The organism is Mesorhizobium sp. WSM4821 (assembly GCF_055901555.1).
The window spans coordinates 4751764-4768900 of the sequence record NZ_CM148371.1; the positions used below are offsets into that span (position 1 = coordinate 4751764).

At 65.5% G+C, this 17137-nt stretch carries 16 protein-coding genes; all 16 read right to left on the reverse strand.

All coding sequences use genetic code 11. From position 1 onward, the window contains the following. Window positions 1-76: 76 nt before the first annotated feature. A complete protein-coding gene (locus tag AC0NID_RS23130) occupies window positions 77-2191 on the reverse strand; it encodes a phage terminase large subunit family protein (RefSeq protein ID WP_473457114.1) in 2115 nt (704 codons plus the stop codon). Continuing rightward, on the reverse strand, window positions 2188-2826 hold the full coding sequence (locus AC0NID_RS23135) for a hypothetical protein (RefSeq protein ID WP_473457113.1): 639 nt from the start codon (window positions 2824-2826) through the stop codon (window positions 2188-2190). The genes AC0NID_RS23130 and AC0NID_RS23135 overlap by 4 nt, the downstream gene beginning before the upstream one ends. A 142-nt stretch (window positions 2827-2968) precedes the next feature. Then, window positions 2969-3505 (reverse strand): phage tail protein, encoded by a 537-nt coding sequence (locus AC0NID_RS23140; RefSeq protein ID WP_473457112.1) that lies wholly within the window; start codon window positions 3503-3505, stop codon window positions 2969-2971. A 94-nt stretch (window positions 3506-3599) separates the two neighbouring features. Continuing rightward, window positions 3600-4448, reverse strand: a complete 849-nt coding sequence (locus AC0NID_RS23145) for a hypothetical protein (RefSeq protein WP_473457110.1) — start codon at window positions 4446-4448, stop codon at window positions 3600-3602. 353 nt (window positions 4449-4801) lie between these two features. Then, on the reverse strand, window positions 4802-6589 hold the full coding sequence (locus tag AC0NID_RS23150) for a DNA primase family protein (RefSeq protein ID WP_473457108.1): 1788 nt from the start codon (window positions 6587-6589) through the stop codon (window positions 4802-4804). 20 nt (window positions 6590-6609) lie between these two features. Next, window positions 6610-7845 carry a DUF7146 domain-containing protein gene (locus AC0NID_RS23155; protein ID WP_473457106.1) on the reverse strand — a complete coding sequence of 412 codons (1236 nt, stop codon included), beginning with the start codon at window positions 7843-7845 and terminating at the stop codon, window positions 6610-6612. Next, entirely contained in the window at window positions 7845-9068 is a 1224-nt protein-coding gene (locus AC0NID_RS23160; RefSeq protein ID WP_473457104.1) for a phosphoadenosine phosphosulfate reductase domain-containing protein, read from the reverse strand. Before AC0NID_RS23160 ends, AC0NID_RS23155 begins: the two co-directional genes overlap by 1 nt. Continuing rightward, window positions 9065-11239, reverse strand: a complete 2175-nt coding sequence (locus AC0NID_RS23165) for a DNA cytosine methyltransferase (RefSeq protein WP_473457103.1) — start codon at window positions 11237-11239, stop codon at window positions 9065-9067. Before AC0NID_RS23165 ends, AC0NID_RS23160 begins: the two co-directional genes overlap by 4 nt. 239 nt (window positions 11240-11478) lie before the next feature. After that, window positions 11479-11715: a hypothetical protein gene (locus AC0NID_RS23170; RefSeq protein ID WP_473457102.1), complete on the reverse strand. Its 237-nt coding sequence runs from the start codon at window positions 11713-11715 to the stop codon at window positions 11479-11481. Beyond that, window positions 11712-12071 (reverse strand): hypothetical protein, encoded by a 360-nt coding sequence (locus AC0NID_RS23175; protein ID WP_473457101.1) that lies wholly within the window; start codon window positions 12069-12071, stop codon window positions 11712-11714. Before AC0NID_RS23175 ends, AC0NID_RS23170 begins: the two co-directional genes overlap by 4 nt. After that, window positions 12064-12363 (reverse strand): hypothetical protein, encoded by a 300-nt coding sequence (locus AC0NID_RS23180; RefSeq protein WP_473457100.1) that lies wholly within the window; start codon window positions 12361-12363, stop codon window positions 12064-12066. Before AC0NID_RS23180 ends, AC0NID_RS23175 begins: the two co-directional genes overlap by 8 nt. Further along, the gene (locus tag AC0NID_RS23185; protein WP_473457099.1) at window positions 12356-12619 is read right to left on the reverse strand and encodes a hypothetical protein; all 264 of its coding nucleotides are present in this window, start codon (window positions 12617-12619) and stop codon (window positions 12356-12358) included. The genes AC0NID_RS23180 and AC0NID_RS23185 overlap by 8 nt, the downstream gene beginning before the upstream one ends. Then, entirely contained in the window at window positions 12616-15345 is a 2730-nt protein-coding gene (locus AC0NID_RS23190; RefSeq protein WP_473457097.1) for a DNA methyltransferase, read from the reverse strand. Before AC0NID_RS23190 ends, AC0NID_RS23185 begins: the two co-directional genes overlap by 4 nt. Further along, entirely contained in the window at window positions 15342-15908 is a 567-nt protein-coding gene (locus AC0NID_RS23195; protein ID WP_473457096.1) for a hypothetical protein, read from the reverse strand. The genes AC0NID_RS23190 and AC0NID_RS23195 overlap by 4 nt, the downstream gene beginning before the upstream one ends. Beyond that, the gene (locus tag AC0NID_RS23200) at window positions 15905-16459 is read right to left on the reverse strand and encodes a GcrA family cell cycle regulator (protein ID WP_473457095.1); all 555 of its coding nucleotides are present in this window, start codon (window positions 16457-16459) and stop codon (window positions 15905-15907) included. The genes AC0NID_RS23195 and AC0NID_RS23200 overlap by 4 nt, the downstream gene beginning before the upstream one ends. Then, a complete protein-coding gene (locus AC0NID_RS23205; protein WP_473457094.1) occupies window positions 16456-16947 on the reverse strand; it encodes a hypothetical protein in 492 nt (163 codons plus the stop codon). Before AC0NID_RS23205 ends, AC0NID_RS23200 begins: the two co-directional genes overlap by 4 nt. Between the last annotated feature and the right edge of the window lie 190 nt (window positions 16948-17137).

The window sequence follows — 17137 nt, forward strand, 5'->3', positions numbered from 1 at the left end:
GTAGCTAGCGCCGCACCAGGGAGCAGACGCGCGGAAGCCGCGCTGCCCGCCTTAACCCTGAACCTCGGCTTCTCGTTCACGATCTCTTCGCCCATTTCTCGCGGTTTGCCTTCCGTCGCGCCTCGCGCTCCGGGTCGGCCTTTGTGGTCTTGGCCTTGAACGGCCCATCCTCGGCGGCCTCGAACAAGTCCGGTTCGGCCCGCTTGCCGTGCACTTCGGTCAGGAGATCGGCCCAGCGCTCGGCGTTGAGCCGGCGCTTGTGCTTCAGGTGCCAGGCCAGTGCGAAGGCGTAGACCGTGGTGTCGAACCAGTCGTTGGCCCGGCCCAAGATCTTCTTCCACTCGCGCGGCGCCTTCGGGCTGATCAGGTTGCGGGCGCGCCGCGAGATCGTCGCGCGCGCCTCCTCGTCCGGATCGACCAGCCGCTCGGCCGTCATCTCCTTGGCAAACTCCTCGTCGCAGAGCTCGTTCGACAGATGGATGGTGTTGCGCGGCCAGCTGCCCCTCTCGTCCGGCCCGAGCACGAAGTTCGCCAGCGCCGCCATCACCGAGGTCTTGATGTCGTAAAGGCCGACCGGATAGAGCATCACCTTGGCGACGATGCGCTTGCGCTGGTCGCGGATATCCTTCTTCACCGGCGTGCCGAGCCACGGCAGTCCGATCGGATGGCGCCCGTCGAGCGCGTAGACGTTCGGCCGCGACGCGCAGAACCGGTAGACGCGGTCGGTCGCGAAGCCGGAATCGACCCCGGAGATGTCGATCCCCTTCTCGCCGCCGCCGGCGGTCCGATAGGTCTTGCCTAGCGCGTCGGCAAGTTCGATCCAGGCATCGTCGACCTGGTCGGGCGCGCCCATGAAGATCTGGCGGTCGATCAGCCAGGCGCGGTCACGCGGCCCGATCGCCCACACTGACCACTTGATGCCGTAGCCCTGGACGTCAGCGGCCGAGACGACGATGCCGGCCTCGGCGGGGATGACCCCTTGCGGGAACGGAAATTTCCGCGCCGCATCGACGATCTTCTCCCATTCGACCGCGACGCCGCCCGGGTCGTATGGCAGCGCCAGATCCTGCTGATAGAAGGTGCGCAGCTTCGTCGTGTCGCCTTCGGCGTCCTTGAAGCGGTGCCAGATGTCGGCGAAGCGCTCGCGCGGCGCGTAGGCGGCCCAGAGATGATAGCTCGGCTGCCAGTCGCGGCAGCGGCCCTCGCACGGATCGCAGCGCCAGCGGGCGATTTCCCCAGGCACGATCGTCTCCGGCACCGCCTCATCGCCGTCATGGACACGGCGGGCGATCCAATGGCCGCGCGCATTCATCTCGGCCTTGTGTCCGTCGAGAATTGCGCCGTTGCATGCGATGCAAGCCATGTGCACCGGCAAGTTACGGGCCGGGTCAGTCTCGCGCATCTGGTCGAATTCGAGCGCCTGATAGATGCCGCAATGCGGGCACGGCACGTAGTAGTAGCGCTGGTCGCCGGCTTCGAAGTCGCCTGATATCGCGCATTCCCCGGTGATGCCGGGCGTCGAGCCTTCCCATTCCTTGGCGAGATCGCCATACATTTTCTGGCGTGCTCGCGCCTGGTCTCGCGGACTGCCGCGACCGTCCACGTCGCGCGGATAGCCGGTGACCTCGTCCATCGCGAGATACTTGATCGACACCATCTGCAGGCCTTTGGAAGAGCCCGCGTTGACGATCTGGCAGAAGCCGCCGGCGTAGCGCTTGAACGAGGTTGTCGACCCCTGCTCATCGCGGCTGTTGACCGGCATCACCTTGTGCGCGATGCGCGGGCTGGCTTCGATGGTCGGCTGCAGCTTGACCCGGTTGAACTTCGTCGATTCCTCGAGCGTCGGCAGCACGATCATCATCGAGCCGGGCGCCTGGTCGACGATGTAGCCGAACCAGTTCTCGATCGCCGTGGACTTGCCGAGCTGCGCGGCCCAACGGCAGGTAACCCGGCGCGCCGGATGGTCGGGATGCAGGCAGTCCTGCGGCTCGCGCAGATATGGCACCCGGTCGGTCTTGAACGGGCCCGGCCAGGGCGATCCAGATTCCGGCGAGACGACGCGGTAGCGGTCGGCCCATTCCGAGATTGTCAGGTCGGCTACGGGCCGGCTCGCGGCCTCGAGCCCGGCGAAAAGCACCTCGGCCCCATGCGGCAACTCAGGGAATGAGAGCCGCGCGTCGTGGTAGCTCATTGCAGGGATGCCTGGTCGAATGGACCGGTGTCGCCTGCCGCCCGCTCACGCTCGCGCTGGTCGAGGCGTTCGCGGATCTCGCGGTTGAAGTCATCGAGGCCGACGCGGACAAAGCCTTTCAGGGCGATGCGCGCGACGCGCTCGTCCCAGCCATACTTGACCGACAGGCTCGCCGCCTCGCTCTCGATCGCCCGGTCGAAGGCGCTTTGCATCAGCGCGATCGCGTCGCGGCCAGCCTTGTCCACCTCGGCCGTCGGCGTCAGTTCGCCGCGGCGCTTGGCGAGGTCCATCTCGCGCATCTCGGCATCGGCCTGCGCCTTGCGGGCAAAGCCGTCCGACTGGCTGCCGGCAAACCGTGACGCCGCCTTGGCTGGCAGCCTGCCCATGCTCGGTGCCAGCCCGGCAATCGGCGGCACCGCGCGAAGGCGAATGTTCTCGCCACGGTGCGCGACCAGCGCGCCGAACTCGACCAGGTGGGACTTGCCCTCCTCGCGCGTCGGCAACGCTTGCGCATGCTGCTTGAGGTAGCGCGACAGCGTCGAGCGATCGATCCGATCGCCGGCCGCGCTCAAACGCGCGGCGGCGTCCGTGATCGAAATCCACTCGCCGGCGTCGGCGTCGGTTTCGATGACCATGCGTGCATTGTCCCGTGCGGCACGCGTGCATCACACGTTCTTGCGTGTACCGCTTTCCGACGCGCCTACTAGAAAAATCCCGGGCTCCCCCGGGCCCGTGTGGGTTGGAAACGCTGATACGGTCCCTACACCGGGGGTGGGGTCAGCGGGGCAGGAGGTTCTCGACCTCATGCAGATAGCGAGGCATCAGGCTCTGCTCGATCAGCTCGGTCAGCACCTGGAGGTAGACCTCCGGATTGTTGGTGATGTCGTGCGCCGGGTTAGGCCCGAACATCTCCCTGATCGGAAGCCTGTCCTTGCCCTGTCGCCTGAACACACCGACATGGCCGCTCTTCATCTCGGCGATGAAGGCAGAGCGATATGACCCTCTCAACCGGACACGCACGCCCTTGGCCGTCTGGGTCGCGCCGAGCTTGTAGAGCGGCAGCCAGCCCGATCGCAGGATCACGTCGGACGTGTTGCCGCCCGCATTGAATTGCGCCGTGGTCACCGCCCTCACCCGCGATGGCGGGATGTCGATGCGCTCTGCATTGCGCTTGATGATGCGGCTGCGCGCCATCTGCGTGATGCGGCGCATGGCGCGCGCTGCGGCCTTGGCCTTGATCTGGTCTGGAAGGCGCGCAATGGCGCGGCCGAGATGCTCGAAGTCGGACGCATCGACATGAAGCTCGACGGTCACAGCGCATTTCCCAATGAAAAACCCCGGTCGCTTGGGGCGCCGGGGTGATTTCTTTTTTACCGTGTTCAGATGTATGTCAAGTTTCTGCTGCACGTCAACAGACGGAAGCAGTTTTTTTCGCGGGCCGCTCGGCCGCCCGTTCGAAGAGCGCGACGCCAGGCCTGTCGGCCTCCAGCCACGGTGTCATCGAGCGATCCGAATAGACCAGCCTGTGGCCGACGAGCTGCGTGGCGACCTCCGCCTCCAGCCGGCGCAGCGCCGCAACCCAGATCTGGTAATCGAGCCGGCCGAGTATGTCGCCGGTCGGATCGATCGAGAATTCATACTTGCGATAGGCGCCCTTCACCGGCCTTTGGGTGCGGCCATTGTAGCCGTCGACCTCGAGATCGTAGGTCCGGCCATCCCCGTGGCTCATGCGCCGCATCACGAACCATGCCGGCCGGCCGCCACGCTCGACCAGCCTGGTCTTGGACGGCTCGGCCTGAAAATCCGGCTCGCGGCCGAGGATGGCAGTGCCGACGACAAGGCTGACGATGCCGGCGGCGCGGCGTTGCGGCGGGCGCAGCATATAGCGCTCGACGGCTTTCCTGACCGCCGCTTCCGCCATGCCTTCGGTGACATCGTCGGTGTCCGGCCAGTCGGCCAGCGCTTGCCAGTTGGCCGGGATTGCCACGTCGCAGCGCGACAGCCCGGCCACCGCGCGGCCGACGGCCACCGCGTCGTCATGCGGCTCGCCCTGCTCGATCCAGTAATTCTCAGTGTCGCCCCTGCCCTTGTCGACGATCGCGCCAAGCTCGGCAAAACTCGTGATCTTTCCCCATGACGAGGCCTCCAGCATCCGCCAGGCCGAGTTGGCATTGTCCAGCCCGTCGACCCCGCCTCCCTTAGGCAATTCATGGACAAAAGCCCATGTCAGCAATTCCTCAATGGTCACGGTCTTCATCTTCTTATTCCCTTGCGACAGTTTTCGAGAGTTTTGCGATAGTTTAGCGATAGTCTTGGACGGTAGTTTATCGAGGGATTTCAATTCGTTGAGAGGATGATGCGGGAGTTGCGATAGTTTTGGTTGCCCATAGACGTAAAGAAATCAATTCCCCGCTCCCCTTCCCCACCTCTATAGGCGGCGGAAAACTGGTGCAAACTATCGCAAATCATTGATTTCATTATCTTATTCTCGCTGTATGAACTATCGCGAAGTGTCGCGAACTATCGCAACTATCGCGGCGAAAAGCTGAATGATTTCAACGCGCGGCGGTTTGTGGGCAGGCACGGCACGGCTGGAAGGGGTTGCGGGGATCATCGCAAATGGCCCTCGAAATCGGAGCTGCCGGCGCCGAGATTGCCCTGCTTGGAGGCCGGCACGTCGACCAGCCTGACGCCGCGATAGACCACGACGCGGCCGTCGACCTTGTCGTATTTCTTCTTCATGATCAGGCCGAAGGCGGTCAGCGAGATCGGCTTGCCGCCCTCGTCGACGGTGAAGTCGACATAGGCCTGGTAGAACTCCTTGGCGGTCAGCTCAGAGGTGGCGTCGGGGATCACGCAGCGGGCACAGAAGGCCGAGGTGCGATCCATCTCGTCGCGATATTCCTGCGTCTTCAGCCGCACCGCGTCGGGGATCACCAGCCCTTCGCGCAGGAAGATCATCACGCCCTCGATCAGCCAGTTGAGGATGCCGGGATATTCCGGCGCGAACTCGGCAACGACTTCCTCGAACTCGCGCTGGTCGGCCTCGGCGATGATCTTGGTCCAATGGATGACGGCCATGCGCCGCCAGATGCCGTTGTCGGTACCGGTGATCTTGGGATAGCCGTTGCCGGACATGTGGCCGGTGAACACCGGCTTGAAATCGAAATAGCCCTCGAACAGATCGCGCACGGTAAAGTGCTCGCCGCCGGTCAGGTCCTTGACAAGGTTCTCGCGCAAATCCTCGCCCTCGGGCAGTTCCTTGACGCGCAGGAAGCGGCGGCCATAGAGCCGCGCCATGTCGGGATTGGCGGCACCGCCGGCCTTGCCCTCGCCGATGAACGATTCCGACGGCAGCGTCACCGCGACCTCGCCCAGCAGCCGGCACAGCGTCTCCATGTAGACCGACTTGCCGTTGGCGCCCTTGCCGTAGTGGAAGAACAGCTTTTGCACCGTCACGCCGACTAGGCCGAGGCCTGACGCGACCTGGACCATGCGCCGCACCTCGTCGAGCGGCAGCTTGTCGCGCATGAACTCGTCCCATCGCGGGCATCTGGCCTTGGGATCGTAGTCGACCGGCACGCGCTGCGTGATCATGTCCTGGCGGCGATGGCCGGCGACGACCTTGAGCTCGGCGTCGGGAACATGGATGAACTCGGGCAGATCCTCGCGATCGTCGTCAGGATCGTCGAAGGCGGGGTTGCGCACGCGCGTCATGGTGCGCCGGAAACACAGCGTATGGCCTGCCAGTGCGACCTTCAGCGGGTCGGCGTTGAATTCGTCAGGGCCGCGCTGGATATGCGGCGCGGCGCAGGCGAGCATCGCCTCCAGACGGCCCTTGTTCTTCGAGGACACGGCATGGTTCATGCGCCGGCTGACGCGCTTGGCGAGGTTGGCGTTGGCGGTCTCGGCCAGCTTGGCCAGTTTCCGCTGCACCGGCGTGCGCTCCTCTTCCGCGATCTTCAACGCCTCGGTCCCGCGTTCGATCGCGTGCTTCTCGGCCGGGGTGTGGTCGATATATTCGACCTCGAGCGCGATGCGCCCGCCGACATTCTGCGCCACCGCCAGCGCCCGCGGCTCGCCGGTGTCGATATCCCAATGCGTGCCGGTCCACACCGCATAGGCGGCCTTGCGCGCCTTCGACTGGGCACGCACCAGCAGATCCTCGCCGAAATGGGCAAGCAGCCGCTCGGCATTGTCGGTGTCGGAATGGTCGAGGCCGGCGCAGGCCTTGACCACTTCGAGGTCGACCTTTCCGCCGCCGCGCGGGCCGGTGCCCGGCTCGCCGTCATCCAGTTCATCGACACTTCCATCGAGATCGAGCGGGGTGCGGGGCAGCCCGGCCGCTTCGGCCTGGCGCGTTGCTTCCTCCAGAAGGGCGGCCACCTCTTCGGGCATGCCAGTCTTTTTCTTTGCCACTATTCCCCCGTCTCGGCCGCCATGCGTGAAAAGTCATATCCGGCGCGCGGCCAGACGATCGGTATGAGCCGGCCAGGCCGGGCATGGCATGCCCTCGCCCTGGCCATGGCGGCGGCCGTCATCACCGGCTCGGAATCGCCATCGGCCAACAGCACCAGCTCGTCGACGTGATCGGCCACCCACATGGCGTCGTCAGGCTCATGGTCGCGCTTCGGCTTCGGGCCATTGACCATAACCGGCCGCGCGACGCCCTTTGCGTCCAGCTTCTTCAATGTCGGGTGCGCGAAGCGCGACGAGGGCTCGGCCGGGCCGGCCAGGTTGCCGAGATCGCCGGCGGCGAAATAGAACGTGTCCGCCCGCCAACCTTCCCAGACGCCGAAGGCCGCGCCGTTCTCGATGCCCTCGCCGCCGACCCAGCGATGCGCTTCCGGATGGCCGGCGATCGGGATCAAGCCGCCCTTCTTGGAGCCGCGCATCTTCTTGGTCGGCAGCAACTCGCCGGTAGCCGGGTCGGCCAGCAGCGGCCGGTACTTCGGCTGCCGGTCGAGGTCGATCCAGGTGATGTGGCAGCCGATCGGCTCCAGGTCGGGGCCGACGAAGGGCGCGACCATGGCGGGCCCGGAATGGAGCGCCAGCGGATTGCACCAGTCGTCCTGGCCGTGCCAGTAGGTCACATCGGCGCCGACGCGCAGCCAGGCAGCGTCGGGGAAGCCGCCGCAGCGATGCTGCAGGTAGAAGCGGCCATGCGGCTGTGAGGCCGTCCGCAGCGCCGTCAGCGACTGATAGATGCCGCGCGCCTTCTTGCGCTCGCGTTCGCGAAAATCAGCCTGGCTGCCGGCGCGGGCGGCCGCGTCCGCCTCGTTCTGTAGGCGCCGCTCCTCCAGCCGCTTCAGGCGCGCTGCGCGATCCTCTTCGCTCTCGCGCTCGCCCTCGTCGGGAATGTCGCGGTCGAGCACGATCGAGCAGGCCTCGAGGAATCCGTCGCGGCGCCGGACGTCGAGATCGGCGCAATGCGCGGCCATGCCGATCGCGTCATTGCCGCCGACGCCGCCGGCGCGGCAGTTCCATTTTTCCTTCTTCGTGTTGAAGGCGAATGTATCGGTGCCGCCGCAATTCGGGCATGGCTGCGGATGCTCGGCGCCGCGGCCTGAGAGTTTCAGGCCGAGGATCTTCGCGGCCTCCTCGATCTTGACCGCGCGCGCATCCTCGATGAAGAGTTTAATGGCTTCGCTCATCACCACACCAGCAACGGCTGCACCGAGCCGTCCCGAAAGATGCTGTCCATGGGAGTGTCGGCGGTCGGTTCGTCACCGTCCCAGCCATTAGGCCACGTGCCGGCGGCGATCAGCTCGCGAATGCGCGCTTCTTCTTCAGGATTGAGGATGTCGATTTCAGGCCGGCCAAGCGCCCGCGCCGACGCGTTGCAGGCACTCTGAATGGCCAGAATGCGTTCAAGTGCGTCCAGACGCGCGGCAAAGGTCAATGGGCCTTTGCGCTGCTTGTTCTTGCCGCTCGAAAGGGTGCCATCTCCCTCCAGCCCCGTCTTCTTCAGCCGCTTGCTGTCATCCTCGCGGAGTTCGCGATAGATCGGCTTGAGGCCACGCAAGGGAGCGAGGTACGCCCAGTCCGGGCTTTTGAGGACGGTTTCCAGCCCGAGATCCTGGCTAGCCAGCGGACAGCCGATGCAGCCGGTCCTGGCGTTGATCTCATTGGCCTCATCGCCGCCATAGGCGTCCGCGATCGCCGAAGTTGCCCAGCCGCCATATTCGGCCATCGGCGCATAGACGCGCAGCCAGTCCCAGACATTGCAGACGCGCCAGTGAAGAAGCGGCGCCAAGGTCGCGATCCGGCCGCGCACCCCTTTGGACTGCGGCAGAACCTCCTGGTACCATCCCTGTCCGCATTCCGCGCCATCCTTGCCGCACGACATGCGGATGCGTTCGTCTCGAATGGCGCTCTCGCCTTCGCGCACGCCGGTGATCATCAAGACGTTGCCGTCCAAGGCATCGAGCCGCGCCTCGATCGCCTCGGCCATCGGGTCGACCTTGATCTGGCGCGTGCACCACCGAAAGGTTCGGTTGTTCGGTGGCGGCACGCCTCGGCCGAGCATGTAGACCAGGAAACGCTTGTCGAGCGGCGCACGCACGACTTCGCAGACAATACCCCGGGCCGCGAGTTGCTCCATCATGCGCGCCGCGGCGATCGCCAAGGGCGGCAGCTCCTGCCGCGTGTCGGCGTAAAAAACGGTCAGCGACTTCGGCGGCGCAAGGCGGCCAACGTCGATCAGATGCACGATCAGGGTTAGCGTCGCCGAGCTGTCCTTGCCGCCGGACCATGCGATGCCCCAATGATCATGCGAGGGCCCATAGGCCTGCATCGATTGCAGCGTCAGATCGACCGCCTCGTCATAGACCAGGCGCTTTGATCCTTCGAAAAGAGTCGGCTGGAACGGCCTCACTCCGCCGCCTCCGCAAAGGCATGCCGCACGTTGCATTCGGCGATCAGTTTGATCATCCATGGCGGCACGCTGTTGCCGACCAGATGATACTTCTCGGTCTTGGTGAGGCGCCGCGTCTTGCCGTCTATGGTGATCTCGGATGGCAGTGTGCCGGGCTTAAAGCCGTGCGCCGCGGCGCCTTCCTCCGGCTCCAGCATGCGGATGCCGATATCGTCGATGTAGTGCAGGACGCCCTTCACCATCACCTCGACCAGGCCGTAGCGTGCCTTTCCGGTCAGCGCCCCGAGCGGTTGGCGCACGTCGTCATCCTGCTTGCCGGAGCCGAAATAGTGTTGGAGGAAGCCGAGGATCAGATGAGCGTGGTTGCCGCCGGCAGCAACGGTCGCCAACGGCTCTTCGATCGGTCGGCCGTCCTGATTGGTGCCGTGCATGCTTCCGAGCGCTGCTGCGACCAACGCGGACTTGCCCGAACCTCCGACCGTGACAGTCGGCGCAGGATCCTCCACGTCCGCCCCCACGCTCGCCCCGAACTGGCGCTGAAGACTGATTGCGAAAACGCCTTGCGTCGATCCGAGCGTAACAATGGTCGACAGCGGATCCTCCGCTGATCGCCCGGGCTCGCCGGTGTTGTGCTGGGCGATGAATGCGGCGCTGACGCCAACTTGCGGGCTAGTCGTGAAGGCACCAAGCGGCTCGTCGATCGGTCGGCCCGGCCGCGCCTCTTTGCTGCCGTCAACGCGCGGATCGCCGTTGTGCTGTGCCAGGAAGGCCGCGATCAACGCATGCTTGCCGCCGCCGGCCACCTGCGCGCCGATAGGCTCTTCGATGTCGAGGCTGCGCGGTGCCTGCCCTTCACGCTCGCCATAGTCAGCTTGGACAAGGCTTGCCGAAACGATCGCATGGCGTGGCGCCCCGGCCATGACGGTCGGCAGCGGTTCGTCCGGAATCGAGCCGTCGCCGTTCTGGTTGAACTTCGACAGGTGTGCGGCGACCAGAATACGATCTTCCTTGCCTGTCGTCGTGCCCAGCGGCTCCTTCAGATCGCGAGGCGCCGACTGCGCAGCGCGCCCGCCGGCGCCGACGATGGTTGCTCCCATCATCGCCATGCCGGATGACGTATGCAGCGTGTTGACGGGATCCTCGACAGAATGGACGCCATTGCGCGCTGCGGCGCTCTGCTGGTCGGTGCGGATCAACGTCGGCACCACCACGGACAGTTCGCCTCGGTGCGCGGTCGTCAGCGTCCGCAGCGGCTCGCCAGCATCGTGAAGACGGTCGCCGCCCGAATGTGTGATCGGCACGATGAACGGCTTTGCAGCGTCGACGACATAGCGCATGACGCCGCGCGCCGTGCGCCGCAACGTCGCCTCGGCCAGCGGCTTCTTTCGGCCAAAGATCGATTTCACCGGCAGCGACCAGTCGATGATCGTATGCGCGCCGACCCATGGCTTCAGGCTAAGACGCTTGGCATCCTTGCGCGGCGCGTGCGTCCGCACCGGCCAGACGATCGGACGGCCATCAGCCTGGGCAACGCCGAAGAACCGCTTGCGGATGGTCGGCACGCCATAGTCGGCGCAGACCAGAATTTGGTAATCGAAGCTGTAGCCAAGCCCGCGCAGGTGCTTCAGCCAGGCGCGCCAGATGCGGCCCTTGTGGCGAGGATCGGGGACCAGCCATTGATCCTGCACCGGGACGCGCTCGCCCTTGGCCGCGATTGTGCCGTCGAGCCGCATGACGCGGCCGGTCGCCGGATCGCGCTTTGCGATCAGCGGCCCCCACGTCCTGATCTCCTGGACATTTTCCATGGTGATCGTTTCGGGGCGGACGGTGCCGGCCCAGCGGCAGATGACCCATGCCAGCGAGCGACGACGCTTGCTGACCGGCTTCGACCCCTTGGCGACCGAGAAATGCGTGCAGTCAGGTGAGGCATGCAGGACGCGCACGCCGCGCCCATTGGTGACCTTGCGAGGGTCGGCCTCGAACACGTCGCAGCGCAGGTGTTTCGTATGCGGATGGCGCTTCTCGTGAACCGCGACCGCGACCGGGTCGTGATTGATCGCGACATGGACATGGAAGCCGGCTTCTTCCAGGCCGTCGCAGCCGCCGCCCATGCCGGCGAACAGAACGACGGTCATGCGGTTATCGAGGGCGAAGCCCGTCATCGCGTTCATGTCTCGGCCCTCGCATCCGCGCGCGCGCCGTCGCGCGCCATTGCTAGCGTTCGGCAGACGGCGTCTTCTCGAACGGTCAGGACGGCGGCGATTGCGTTGGTGTCGAACTGGCCGCTGGACCAAAGAATGATTGCCGCTAGGGCGGCGTCCCCTGTCAGCCAGCCCCCCCCCAAGCCGCATCAGCGCGCGCCGAAGGTCGGCATCGGACATCCCGTCCGCAGGGCTTTTGCGCTGCAACATCAGACGCCCTCCGCCACGATGTTGGCATCGCCGCCGCGGGTGAACGGCCGCGCCTCGAGGATCTTGTTGATGGTGCCGCCGGACAGGCCGAGGCGCGCCTTCACCTGGCTCGCTGTCAGACCCATCTCGAAGAGCAGCCGAATGCCCTCCGCCTGCATCGGCAGCGGCAGCTTGAACAGTCGGACAGGGTCGATGCTGCCGGGCTTGCCGAAGCCCGGCGCGACAGGTTTCTTCATGCTTCGGGCTCCCAGCAGGGTTTGTGGTAGGATTGGATGGAGACCAGGCCAGCGACGCCGAACATGAAATCGGCGCGACCGCGGATAAGCCGGCCGCCCTTGCCATCGTCGACCGTGTCGAGGCGCGTGCCGTTGACGACACCGTGCTGGCACAGTTCGCGATCGATATCGGCCGTGGTCGCGTGCAGGCATTCGAAGACGACGACGAAGGCCCGAGCATTCGGCCCGTAGCCGTTGACCAACTGCACCCAGTAGACGAAGCGAGATTGCTTTACCTCCGCCGGCGCACCGGAGAGGCGCGCTAAATCGCGTTCCGCATGGTCGAGTTTATCGGTCAGATATTTGACATCAGCCATCGGCCTGCCCTTCTGTTTCAGTGCTCTTCCCGTGAAACATTTCCGGAGTTTCACGCTCCGGATCGGCGCTGTCCGGCGGGTCGTAGAAGGCGCGGAACGACAGCTTCAGCCAATCGCAGACGGCGATGGCCTTGGGCGCCGAGACGCTCTGCCCGTTGCAGATGCGCGACAGGTCGGAGGCGCAGACGCCGATCTCGGCGGCGCAGACGCGCCAGCCGCGCCCGTCATCCTCGAGCCTCGCGCGCAGCAGCCGGCCAAGCCCGCGATAGTCGTAAGAGGCCAGCCTAGCCATGCCGGTATTCCCGCTTCAGGAAGAGCGCCGGTTCCTCGCCGATCCACTCGCACAGCGCGAAGAACTCGTAAGAGCCGGGATTGCGCCCGCGCGCGGCGCGCAGCACGGCTTCCAATGCGACCTCTGCCTCCTTGGCGACGCGCCGCTGCGTCTTGCCGCGATGGACGCGGCGCGCCTCGAGGAACATGGCGAATACGTCGAAATCGACATGGCTCGGATCGAAGGCGTCGGTGACGATCGGGCCGGCGATGGTCATTCTGCCGCCTCATCCATTTCGGCAGCGTCAGGCGCCTCGACAGCGACCGTCTCGGCCTCCAGCAGGTCGAACATGCCTGGCCCTTGCCCGCCGCCGGCGGCGATCTCGGCATAGGTCACGCCGTCGGCGAAATAATCCGGATTGAGCTCGACGCCGATCGCCTTGCGGCCCATGCGCAGCGCGCAATAGGGCACCGTCATGATGCCGCCGAACGGGTCGAACACCGTTTCTTGCGGCATCGAATGCTGCTCGATCTCGCGCTCGACGATGTCGAACTGCAGCGGGCACAGATGCATCTCCCTGCCCTTCCTCTGCTGCAGCATGTTCAGCGTGCGCATGCGCGCCACGTCGGTCCAGATCTCGTCGTGCTCGACATGCGGCGGCGCCAGCATGAAGGTCGCCGGCAACCTTCCTTCCGCCGCCAGCACCTCGGTGAACTCGACATGGACGGCATGATCGTAGGGGTTTTCCAGCGACCACTTCTTCCAGCCGCGATAGATCAGTTTTGGATGCAGCCTGATCAGCCGGCGCAGTTCGTCCGGCAGCAGCGGCCGGTCGCCGCTCGATCGCCAGACGCCATGCGCGTCGACCTGCCAGCGGCCGCGCGAATAGCCGGCACCAGGTGCGGGCCGTAGCTTCCTGTCATGCGGCACCAGCCGCACGTCCTCGCCGATCGGCAGTGCCTTGTCGGGCTGCTCGGTCTGGTCGGCGAAGGACAGCGACTTTTCCTTGACCACCGGCTGGTCGGCATAGCCGTTCGAGCGGTCGGTCGGCGGTTTGCGGAATCGCAGCACATATTCGGGCATGCCGTTGCCCATGCGGGTGCCATCCTTGCATTGCTCGGTCCAGCCGAGCCGATACGAGCCGTTGTTTTCGCGCACGACATCGGTGCCGATCGTCACCCGCGACAGCAAGGCAAAGCCGTGCTTGCGGAAGTGCGCCGCGCAATCGTCGGAAAACGGGCTGATGGTCTGGAAGCCAAGCCCGTTGATGCCGCCCGGCACGATCCGGTCCTTGACATGGATGCAGGCGACGCGGCCGGGCTTCAGCACGCGCAACAGCTGCGGCGTCAGAAAATCCATCTGCGCCCAGAAATGCGCGTCGTCGTCGGTATGGCCGAAATCGTTGAAGGACGGCGTGTATTCGTACTGCGTCGAGAACGGGATCGAGGTGACGATCAGGTCGACGCTGTCGTCGGCCATCGAGCGCGTTTCCTCGACCGTGTCGTTGTGGACGATCGTGTAGTTCTCGCCGCGCACCTCGCGCCTGGTCACACCCATCGAGCGCTTCAGCGCGCCGTCGAGCGCCTGTTCGGCCAGCCCGTATCTGCGGATGATGGCCGACATCTTCTCGGCCTGCGCCTCGAACTCGCGCCATTTGCGCTCCAGCTCGCGCCGCGTGCCGCGCTCGGCCTCGGTGTAGATGAGGTCCGCGCGCACCGGATAAAGCTGGCCGAATCGCTGGGTGCGGAACAGCGACTGGAAGAAATCGTGAAACTTGAAGCCGATGCCGAGATAGATGTTCCACCAGCAATGTTTCTGAAAATTGCAGCCCGAGCCCGAAATCACCGGCTTGGTCGCCAGTTCGGCGAACTCGCCCCTGGCGAAGCCGACAACGCGAGCTTCCTTGGTATCGGTGTCAAGATTGCCCCACACCGCCTTGACGGTAGGAATCGCCTTCTCGATCGCGACGCGCTCGGGCTCTAGGTCGTGCCAGATGATGCGGTGCGCGGCGGGATCCTCGGCGCGTATCTCCAGCATCTTGTCGACGCGCGCGTCGAGCGATCGCTTTTTCTCGCGCGCGGCATCGACCACGCCGTGCGCGGCGTCGGCGAACATGCGCGCCTGGCCGTTCCGGTCCTGCCCGGCCGCACCATGGTCGGACGGGATTTCGTGCCAGCGCACGTTGATCTCTGGCAACTCGTAGCCCTCGTCGGAAAAGCCGAGATCGGACGGCTTCTGCACGAACAACGCCCAGCTCGCCACCCACAGCCAGAACTCGTCTTCCTTGTGCGGATGCAGCGTCAGCCGGTCGGCCTTGGTGCTGTCGCGCTTGAAGAACCGGGTTTTTGCTTCGCCGACATCCATGACGCCGAGGAAGGCGGCATAGGCCAGCAGCTCGATATACTCGTTCGGATCGGGGATGGCGGTGGCGACGAAGCGGTAGCGCACGCCGGCATGCTTGCGACCGTTCTTGCGATCGTCGCCGGCAAAGGTCGCCATGAACTCGCGAAAGGTTTTCGTCCCGCCGAAGCCGCGCAGGCAGGCCGCCTCGTCGAGCGAGGCGGCGGTGAACAGGCAGGGATCGAGCTTGCCGTCGCGGATCGGCTCGTAATTGGTCAGGTGGATCAGCTTCCTGCCCGGGCCCGGTCTGTTGGGCTCTTCCATCTGGCTCGGCCGGTTGACGAACTTCAGCTCGATGTCGGGGTGCCGCTCGGCCTGCTCCAGGAAGAACTCATGCCTGACACCGAGCGGCACGACCTGCAGCGCGTGCCCGCCGGCATGCATCATCGACTGGCGCAGGATCTCGAGCTGCGTCGACGTCTTGTGCAGACCGAAGCGCAGGAACAGCGCGCGCCGGCCGCCGCGGCAGGCCCATGGCACGATCGCCTGCGTCATCGGCTTCAACAGCGGATTGACGGTTTTGGGATCGACCTCGAAGCCGAGCGACGGCGCCAGCCGCACCTTGGCTTTGAGGAATTCGGCATAGTCGGGATGCGCGGTCATAATGCGCCCCCGTTCGACGGCTCGCAGGGCGCATGCTTGCCGCCGCCGAATACGTATTCGCGCCACGGCGTCCAGCACCAATTGCCGTCGCGGTTGCGCAGAAAACCCCATTTGCGGTTCGACCTGCCTTGCCAGACGACGGTGATGATCTTGCCCGGCCGGGACTGCGGCTGGGCTCGGGATGTGCCGAAGACGAAAGCGCCCATGGCTGCCTGCATGGTTGCCGCCTGGTCATAGCGGCCAAGGACGCGGTGCGCGTATTCGGCCGGCCGGTATGACCAGCGCCATGCCGGGACAACGCTCCTGCGCGTCATCCTCGGATTTCCGGAAACCGTTCTGGGAAACTCGCGCACCTTCTCGGCGAGCGCGAAATCAACAACCTCCTCGACATAGGCCGTCAATGGAAACGTCCAGAAATCCCAGGGGTGATCGTGGCAATCCGGATCGGCGTCACCACGATGGAAGATGTGAAGGCGCAGCCGCCCCATTCTGGCGCGTGTGAGGAACGGCGTCGCGTGCTCGCCATCGACGCCATAGATGGTCTCAAGGCCGAAGAAGTTCATGCCGCCACCTGCCGTTTCAGGATCAGGTGCCGGCGGCAGTAGCGGGTATCCAGCACGTCATGGGCGCGCTCGGCGCCGCAAACCGGCATGTCGGGCCCGTCGGGATCGAACGGCGCGCCGGCATAGTGCAGACAGCGGTTGGTCAGCACAGCCTGGAGAAACGTGATCGGCAGCGTCGCCGGCAGGTTTGCGACAACCTCGAACGGCTTTTCGACCGCTGCAGGTTTGGAGAAGTGCGCGCAATCCGGAGACGTGAACAGAAGCTCGACCGGCGAGGCCCGCTCAATCGGCGGCTCTATGGCAATGACCGGGCGCACCCGCCGGTACTTCCGCTTTGGCGGCGTTTCGGTCTTGGGCGTGGCCCGGCCGATCGCCTGGTTCTTCGGCTGGCCCAGCAATGCGCCAAGCCTGCCGTTGCTGCGCCTCAACTTGCCAATGACGGCATTGCGGCTGCGCTCGCCCGGCAGGCGCGCGGCAATCTGGGCTGCGGAAAGCCCTTGGCCAGCCAGGTCGCGCAGCGCCCGCAGATCTTCGGCGGACCAGTCGCTCATGCCGCACCGCCGACCAGGCTGAGACCGCCGGCGCCGCGCGCGGCGGCAGCGGCCTTGCGCAGCTCGCCAACCGCGATTTCCAGCTTCGCCGCGCCACGGTCGATGCCGGCAAGCTCGGCCGGCGTCAGCCGTCCATCTGCGAAGGCCATGGCGGCCGCGGCGATCAGCTCGCCGAACTGCACCACGACATCGGCATGCGCCGCCATCATCGTGGCGTTGGCCGCGCCCGGCGCGTCGGCATCGGCGAGACGCCGGCCGTTCAGTTCGGCCATGACGCTGGTGACCAGCGGCGTGCCGCACTCGGCTTCGAGCAGAAGCACGGCCGAGAGCGGCATCAGCTCGGGGTCGCCGGCATTGTTGAAGCGGCCCATCTGGCTCTTCGACAGCGAAGCTATGCCCGCGGCGCGCTCGATCGTGCCGCAGCGTTCGATCAGGTCGCGCTGGGCTGCCTTGAGGCGGTAAAACCACTGACTGGAAATTTCGGCCATGATTGCTCCGGGCACGGTTTTCCCGGCATGGGAAATGCGGGCTGCATTTCCCATGGCGGGACGAGGCGGAAAGGGTTCAACTCGCGGGCATGAAAACCCGCACAGACATCAAGACATCAAGGCGGCCCCCTGGAGAGCAGCCAAAGGCCTGCCCTCCCGGGTCCTCTCTCGCTGCTGGGGGGGGGGGGGG